Below are 6333 nucleotides of genomic sequence, written 5' to 3' on the forward strand. Positions count from 1 at the left end.
CCTAGTCCCGGTCGTTCGGGCTGGGGGGCGCTTTTATGTTATAAAGTCAACGGGTGTAGACCCCCGCCCATCCCCGACTAATTCGTCAGGTTCCGTGCCCGCCCGCCCCCCCGAATGGGGCGGCCGGCTTTTTGCATTTTCCCTCGCATTCTGTACGATCTTTCTTTCGCGACAGGGCGGCTCGATCCGGCGCTGCCCGACCAAGATGCGCGTTAGGAATGGGAGATGGTGTCATGCTTGCCAAGGTCCTGACACAAGCGGCAGTCCTGACAGCCGGGGCGCTTTTGTTTGCCGCGACGGCCTACGCGCGGCCGGACAGCCGCGCGATGACGTGCGAACAGACACAGCTTCTGATCCAGAGGCATCGCTCGGTGGTGCTGACCACCGGCCAGAACACCTACGACCGATACGTCCGCCAATTCGGCAATGAATGCGACTGGCCGCAGGTGCCGCGCGCCGCTTATATCAAGACGCGTGACGGTCAATGTCCGGTCTATCGCTGCCAGGATCCGGTCTTCGACCTCCCGGACTGAAAGCAAGGGTTTTTCATCCGGCCGCCGATGCAGAATGCGGAAGGCGGTGGCTCATTCCTCGTCGAAAGCACCACGTTCCCGTTCGAGATCGCGCGAAATGACGCGTTCATCGGTGTCGTCCGGCAAGGCCTCGTCGCTTTCCTGGTAAGCGTTATCGTCGTCCTCCTCCGGCAGTTCGCCGCTTTTCTCGACGTCATAGCGAATATCGCCGTTTTGCGGCACGCCGTTAGGGAGGATTCTCCCGCTCCGGATGGCATCCCAGTCCTGCTGCTGGATCGTCGGGCTCTCCGTCTCGTCGTCGGTTCGTTCTTTCCTGCGCGGTTCCATCGCCGGTTCTCCATAATGTCAGCGGCCCTGAATTGGCTCAGTGGTTGAACTCATAAGTCTGGCGGCCGGTTCCGTGCCGCTGCGGTCCGGGCGCATTGCCGCACGACGGAACCAATCGCGCCTGCCCGCCTTCACATTCAGAAGATACTGGCGCGAAAGGAGCTCGATATGAGACCGCTCATTTTCTTGCCGTATATGCTAGGTGCGCTGCTGCTGGCGGTGCCGGCGGCCGCGCAGCCGGGCGAACAGGCGCAATCCGACCGCTGCAAAGTCGAGCTGCCGGATCAGAACAGCGAGCAGCAGAAGCCGGCCGGCAACAATTTGTCCGATACGCTCGAGCCATGCGGTGGGGTCCTGAAGCCCCCGCCAACGGGCGATCAGGGCATGGCGGCGCCACCGCCGGACGAGGGCAGGACCCCGGTGATCAAGCCCGGCGAGGTGCCGCCACAGCCGCCAAAGCAGTAGCAGCGACGAGCGGCAACTTCGCGCCGCTTGCGCCGGCAGGTTTGTTGCACTCGCTTAGGAACATTAGCTTGTCCTAAATGTTATTTCAGACGCAGTAGATATCACCCCCCTCCGGTATCGCTGCTGATCGGGAAACCGATCGGCCCGCGTCTTGCGACGCGGGCCACCGCAGTTCATTCGCAGTCCATTCGCCGCACCGCACGGGCACTTCACCGCTGTTCGATTAGCCGCCACTTACGGAACAACAAGGTGGCGTGGGCGTTTGCCTAGAGGGTTCGCCGCTTCGACCGGAATGCCGCGTCGCAATTGTAAGGGCGAGGCCCGTAACAACAGGAGTAGACGATGAAAATCCACCTTGTTCCTGCTGCGGCGGGATTGGCGTTGCTTGCCGGCGTCGGCGTGGCCACCGCGGACCAGGTGATTGTCACGCCCGAACAGCAGACGGTCATCCGCGAATACGTCCACAAGCACCCGCTTGCGTCGATCAGTCTTCTGGGGGTGGAGCTCAATATCGGTTCCACGTTGCCCGATACGGTCGAGCTGCAACCGATCGATGTTCCAGACGTGCGGTACAGATACGTCGTCGTCGGCAATCGCACCGTGCTCGTCGACCCAGGCACCCGCAAGATCGTGCAGGTCATCGAGTGATCGGCGTTGCCAAACCGCGAACCGGGTTTGGAAAGGTCACGGTCTAATAACCAAATCAGAGCTCCATCCCGAGCGATCGGGATGGAGCCCTTATCGTCTCGAAACAAGGAAAGGAGCCATTCCCATGCTGCCGCATGTCGAGCCGGTCAACGTGGCCGCCGCCGTCGACAAACTGCTTGCTGAACGAGGCGATGGCCTGCTGTCGATGAAGGCGGCGATAGCACTGTTGCGCGAACGCACCGGAACCGAGCGCTCGGACGCGGACCTTGAAGGGCTGATCATCAAGAAGGCGGCGCTCCTCGGCGTTGCTGTCCTGTGTGACAGAGAGGTTCAATAACGGTGTTGCCTGCCGCTCATGACGCGGGTCGAAATTTCAGCTAGAACAAGGTTGCTTACGCATGAACCGAGCCGACGGAGGTATCAGTGACGGACAGGCAGGAACGGATTCGCCAGCGGGCACACGCGATCTGGGAACAGGCAGGCAGGCCCGATGGGGCACATCAGCAGCATTGGGATCAGGCTACCGCCGAAATCGACGCGGAAACCGCCGCGCCGGGGACCGCCAGCCGACCGAAGCCGAAAGCACGCCAGCCTAAGCCGGCCGCCGCCAAGGAGGAAACCAAATCCAAGGCGCGACCACGCAAAGCGTGAACTCGAGCGGATTTGATTCCATCGCTGGATCTCGCCGTTCGGTTGGACGGGACCAGTCCTAACCGGTCCCGCTGCCGTAAGCCCACCCGCGATTGTAAACCCGATTGTCGCGGCTAACTACTTACCGCAATTGTTGTCGTTGACAGTCGGTGAAACCGTCCCGGCAGGCTTGTTGGACGCATCGGGTTGAGCTCCTTGCGGGGTTGCAGGGCAGTTTTCATCCGCATTGGAGTTCGTGGCACCCGTCGTACCCGTCGTGCTGCTGGTCGTGCCAGGGTCAATACCGTTCGGCTTGGGCTGGACGACGATGCTCTTCTCGCTGCCAGGCGCATTGTTGTCCGAGCCGGCGTTCTGGGCCATCGCCGCGGTCGCCAGACCGGCTGCAAGTATGGAGGCTGTCAGGATTTTCGTAAGCATGCTGATCTCCATCATTCGGTTATCATCATGTGGCGACTACGGAGAAAACAACCCGGGTGATGGAAGGTTCCTGCAAAAATGACGCAGCACGGTGAAGCAAACCCGCGCAGCGCGGACCTTCTCGGTCCATTGTTCTATTGCCGTATGTAGGTTTGATGTTGTGGTTTGCAGATTAGGAATTCGCCTTCTTTTGGCCGCCGACCGTCGCGACGTTCATCTGTTACGGCGCCGTCAGCTCACACTCGCATCGCTTCAATCGGTAGAGGCCATCCCAAAGTAAAACTTTCGGAAAATTTCACTACAAATTTCACGCGGCTGTTCTTTGAAAATATACCATGGAGCCAGCGAGTTGATCGGCAAAGAAACCGATTATATCCTTGCAAATTAGTAGGTATGCAACCGGCGATCTCGCGGGCTGTTCAGCGCAACTACAGCAAGGAGAGTGTTATGACCACCATAATCAAAACAATCACCGATGCGGTGGCAGGCGGCGCAGTTATTTTCATGCTCTCGATGCCCGTGAATGCGGCGGACGGAATTGCCGTTGGTGTTGGAACATCCATCGGCGGCAACGGCGGCATCAAAGCCGGCCTCGGCGCGACGGTTGGCGGTCGCGGCGGCATCAACACCGGTGCCGGCGCAACGGTTGGCGGCAGCGGCGGCATCAAGGCAGGCCTCGGTGCCTCGGTGGGCGGCAGCGGCGGCATCAACGCCGGTGTCGGCGCGACGGTTGGCGGTTCCAGTGGCATCGCCGCGGACGCCGGCGCATCGGTCGGGGGCAGAAGCGGCATCAACGGCGGTGCCGGCGCGACGATCGGCGGTCCCAGTGGCATCGCGGCGGGCGCCGGGGTAGGTATCGGCAGCGGCGTTAACGCAGGTGCCGGGGTCAGGGTCGGCAGTGGCATCAATGTCGGCGCCGGTGTCGGGATCGGTGGTGGAAGCAATCCGTCCAACCCGGGCAGCCCGTCCAATCCCAGCAATCCCAACAATCCCAGCTTGCCCCAGGTCGTTGCCGACATGTCGGGCGACAAGTTGGCCAGGATGAAGAAGCGCTGCGTTGACGTGCTCAGCAGCGCAGGCACTTACGACAGCGATCTGCGCCAATTGTGCCTGCTGATCGCCCGCCGCTAAGGCGAATACATCGGAAGAAATGTCGGACCGGGCCGAGAGGCCTTCGTCCACCAAACCTCCTGCAGTCCAAAGCCCGCCATTGCGGCGGGCTTTTTTGCCGAGCACGTGGCGGCAGCATGGCGGGGGCTCACACGAGCACGCGCCTCAGTGTGTTTGACGGCCAGGATCCGGCGAAGCGGACGCTCCGTCTTCCAAGGCGTCCCAGCCCACGGCGGGGCTGCTTTGCATCAGCTGAGGGCACGCAAACTCCGCCAGATCGGTTTCCGCGAAGCCGTCGAACTCGATAGCCGCCCCGTAGAGCTGGGCTGCTTGCATGACGAGCCATTCGATGTCTTCGCGCGCAACATTCTCGGCGAGGTTCTGCAGTCGCGCGGCTTCGGCGACAGCAGTCAGATTGATGGCAATCCCGGACCGCAATGTAGCCCGAACTCGGGAACTGACGTCTTCGTGCAGGCGAACCGAAAATCCGTAGCGCATGGAAAAACCTTCCCTTCAGGAGCGGTTTGTCCCTCGTGTTCCACGATGCGCCCAGGATTCGCGACTGGCAAGCGAAATTCCTTAAAACTCGTTTTATGTCAAATAGTTAGCGTATTTTGTTGATTGCCCATTTGATGCTTGTTCCGCTTCATCGGACTTCTGCATGACTCGCTGATCTGAAGGCCTTGACGCATTCTGCTCACGTACCTAACTATACAGAAAATTAGGAACATACTAACTCAGCTGCATTTAGGCTGGTATGACTGGAGGCCCGAGATGTCCGAACTGGAACGCCCGGAACGATTGCAGATCATGCTGACCGCCGATGAACTGGCGGCGTTGGAGAACTGGCGCTTCGACAAGCGCATGCCGAGCCGGTCGGCCGCTGTACGGGAACTTTTGAGGCGAGGCCTCACAGCCGATGGTTTCCTGACGGCGGCGCATGGGACCAAGTCGCGCGACTTCGGCATCCTGCCGCATTCTGCAGATGGTGACGGGGCAGTCGAGGGGTCTTCCAGCAGCGAACAGTGACATCTCCAGCGACCCCGTTTGCCCGCCGCACCTCGTATGGCCTTCATGGCCTCTGGGTACCATCAAGCAGCTTGGTCTATCTGTGTGGCCCTCCGCGGTCGGTTGACAGAGCTGGCGTTGCAGATACATTGCACAGGACTATACAGGTGCAATGAACAGGTATGCCTATGGTCCGCCGCGTGGTCCCATCGTCTCCCGGTACGGGCAAGCCCGAACAGATCGCCACGGTTCTCGAACATGAAATCCGCTCCGGTGTTCTGGGCTTCGGCGACCGGTTGCAAAGCGAGAACGAGCTCGTCCAGCGTTTCTCCGTCAGCCGCAACACCGTTCGCAAGGGCCTCGAGGAACTGTCCAGCCGCGGGCTGATCACCACCAAGGTCGGCATCGGCTCTTTCGTCACCTTCGATGGCAAGCCCGTTGATGACTCAATCGGTTGGTCGCGGGCGCTCGCCAACGCCGGCGCAAATGCCGAGACGCGGACGCTGCGGCTCGAGGTGATCGAGGACCCCGATCTTGCCGCACTGCTTGGTATAGAAAACCCGTTTTTCATCGCTGTCGACCGGGTGCGCACCAATGCCAGCGACGGCCACGCCATCTCCATCGAGCGCAGCCGCCTGCCATTGTCACCCGAACTGGAGGACGTGCCGTTGCGCGGCCTGCGCGAAGGCTCACTCCACCAGACGCTGCGCGGCGCCGGCCTCATTCCCGACCATGGCGAGGAATGGGTCGGCATTGAAATGCTCAACGCCGACGATGCCGCAATCCTCGGCTGCCCGCAAGGCACGCCGTTCCTGCGTGGTCGCCGGTTAACCCGCGCCGCCGATGACCGGCCGATCGAATATGTGACCAGCCTGCTCAACCCGGCGCATTTTGCGCTGCATATGAGGTTCTGAGAGATGCCGGACGACACCGGGAGCATAACCGATCGGGCCATGGGAGCGCTTGTGGGCGGGGCACTGGGAGATGCGCTGGGAATGCCGACGCAGCTTTTGTCGCCGGCCCGGATTGCCGAACTCTACGGTCATGTCGAGGACTTCATTGCTCCTTTCCCCGACCATCCGGTGTCGAAGGGGCTTCCCGCTGGAACGATCACCGACGACACCGAACAGGCGCTTCTGCTTGGCCGTATCCTGGTCGAATCCGGTAACCGCTT

Annotated in this window: 12 protein-coding genes; 9 read left to right on the forward strand and 3 right to left on the reverse strand. The window is 61.1% G+C overall.

The annotated features are described in order from the left end of the window. Positions 1 to 233: 233 nt before the first annotated feature. Entirely contained in the window at positions 234 to 533 is a 300-nt protein-coding gene (locus tag NKI59_RS34365) for a hypothetical protein (protein ID WP_352708978.1), read from the forward strand. A gap of 51 nt (positions 534 to 584) precedes the next feature. On the opposite strand, the gene NKI59_RS34370 is transcribed toward NKI59_RS34365, so the two are convergent. Then, a complete protein-coding gene (locus NKI59_RS34370) occupies positions 585 to 860 on the reverse strand; it encodes a hypothetical protein (protein ID WP_352452712.1) in 276 nt (91 codons plus the stop codon). A 168-nt stretch (positions 861 to 1028) separates the two neighbouring features. Here NKI59_RS34370 and NKI59_RS34375 point away from each other — a divergent pair, with 168 nt between their 5' ends. The 4 genes from NKI59_RS34375 to NKI59_RS34390 all read left to right on the forward strand — a co-directional run bounded on the left by NKI59_RS34375 (position 1029) and on the right by NKI59_RS34390 (position 2624). Further along, positions 1029 to 1325 (forward strand): hypothetical protein, encoded by a 297-nt coding sequence (locus NKI59_RS34375; RefSeq protein ID WP_352571258.1) that lies wholly within the window; start codon positions 1029 to 1031, stop codon positions 1323 to 1325. A gap of 342 nt (positions 1326 to 1667) precedes the next feature. Further along, positions 1668 to 1973, forward strand: coding sequence for a DUF1236 domain-containing protein (locus NKI59_RS34380; protein WP_023675766.1), 306 nt, complete (start codon positions 1668 to 1670; stop codon positions 1971 to 1973). Between the two features lie 124 nt (positions 1974 to 2097). Next, positions 2098 to 2310, forward strand: a complete 213-nt coding sequence (locus NKI59_RS34385) for a hypothetical protein (RefSeq protein ID WP_352452715.1) — start codon at positions 2098 to 2100, stop codon at positions 2308 to 2310. Between the two features lie 86 nt (positions 2311 to 2396). After that, positions 2397 to 2624: a DUF2934 domain-containing protein gene (locus NKI59_RS34390; RefSeq protein WP_352452716.1), complete on the forward strand. Its 228-nt coding sequence runs from the start codon at positions 2397 to 2399 to the stop codon at positions 2622 to 2624. A 117-nt stretch (positions 2625 to 2741) separates the two neighbouring features. Here NKI59_RS34390 and NKI59_RS34395 read toward each other — a convergent pair whose 3' ends face one another. Next, the gene (locus NKI59_RS34395; protein WP_352708981.1) at positions 2742 to 3056 is read right to left on the reverse strand and encodes a hypothetical protein; all 315 of its coding nucleotides are present in this window, start codon (positions 3054 to 3056) and stop codon (positions 2742 to 2744) included. Positions 3057 to 3434: 378 nt separating this feature from the next. Between NKI59_RS34395 and NKI59_RS34400 the strand changes: the two genes are divergently transcribed. Continuing rightward, positions 3435 to 4172 carry a hypothetical protein gene (locus NKI59_RS34400; protein ID WP_352708984.1) on the forward strand — a complete coding sequence of 246 codons (738 nt, stop codon included), beginning with the start codon at positions 3435 to 3437 and terminating at the stop codon, positions 4170 to 4172. A 144-nt stretch (positions 4173 to 4316) separates the two neighbouring features. Here NKI59_RS34400 and NKI59_RS34405 read toward each other — a convergent pair whose 3' ends face one another. Next, positions 4317 to 4649, reverse strand: a complete 333-nt coding sequence (locus NKI59_RS34405) for a hypothetical protein (RefSeq protein ID WP_352452718.1) — start codon at positions 4647 to 4649, stop codon at positions 4317 to 4319. 276 nt (positions 4650 to 4925) lie between these two features. On the opposite strand from NKI59_RS34405, the gene NKI59_RS34410 reads away from it, so the two are divergent. From NKI59_RS34410 to NKI59_RS34420, 3 genes are all read left to right on the forward strand, one after another. Continuing rightward, positions 4926 to 5180, forward strand: a complete 255-nt coding sequence (locus NKI59_RS34410; protein WP_352452719.1) for a hypothetical protein — start codon at positions 4926 to 4928, stop codon at positions 5178 to 5180. Between the two features lie 167 nt (positions 5181 to 5347). Further along, complete coding sequence (locus NKI59_RS34415; RefSeq protein WP_352452745.1) at positions 5348 to 6073, forward strand: GntR family transcriptional regulator; 726 nt, start codon at positions 5348 to 5350, stop codon at positions 6071 to 6073. A gap of 3 nt (positions 6074 to 6076) precedes the next feature. Continuing rightward, the coding region (locus NKI59_RS34420) for an ADP-ribosylglycohydrolase family protein (RefSeq protein WP_352708986.1) at positions 6077 to 6333 on the forward strand (257 nt) is incomplete at its 3' end.

The organism is Mesorhizobium sp. M0598, from assembly GCF_040320865.1.
Taxonomy (GTDB): Bacteria; Pseudomonadota; Alphaproteobacteria; order Rhizobiales; family Rhizobiaceae; genus Mesorhizobium.